Source organism: Streptomyces glaucescens (assembly GCF_002154375.1).
In the GTDB taxonomy this organism is placed as follows: domain Bacteria; phylum Actinomycetota; class Actinomycetes; order Streptomycetales; family Streptomycetaceae; genus Streptomyces; species Streptomyces glaucescens.
Window position 1 is genome coordinate 1 of the sequence record NZ_MUND01001079.1, and the last position, 574, is coordinate 574.

General features: G+C 74.7%; 1 protein-coding gene. It reads left to right on the forward strand.

The annotated features are described in order from the left end of the window. Window positions 1-197: 197 nt before the first annotated feature. A partial coding sequence (locus tag CCN42_RS40725; protein ID WP_086742076.1) for a GNAT family N-acetyltransferase occupies window positions 198-574 on the forward strand: 377 nt, incomplete at its 3' end.

Sequence of the window (574 nt, forward strand, 5' to 3'; positions counted from 1 at the left end):
AGTGTGTCCGCGCGGGCGCTGTGGCGGCTCGGGCTGCACCCCCGTCAGCCGACGGCCGGACCGGCCGGGGTGCCGCCTCCTCGCTGGTGGCATGCCGCGGGCGAGCGGTACGCCGCCGGGTCCGGGCGCTGGAACGGCGGCTGAGCGCGGGGAATTCGCCGTGCGCGAGGGGCGGCCCGCGTGGTTGGCTCGCCGGCATGACCTGGCTCCCGCACGACTTCGTCCATCCCCTGCACGTCGGGATACCCGGCGGCGGGGGCCATCGGCTGCGGCCGATCAGCGGTGCGGACGCGCCGCTCGACTACCCGGCCGTGATGGGCTCGCGAGAACGGCTGTGGTCGACGTTCGGCCCCGCCTGGGGCTGGCCTCCGGCCACCATGTCGTACGAGGCGAACCTCGCGGATCTGGAGCGGCACGCCGCCGAGATCGAGGCCCACCAGTCGTTCAACTACACCGTGGAGAGCCCGGACCGCACCGCCCTGCGCGGATGCGTCTACATCGACCCCCCGGAGAAGCGGGGCGCCGACGCGGAGATCTCCTGGTGGGTGGTGGACGAGGAGGCCGGCGGTGCGCT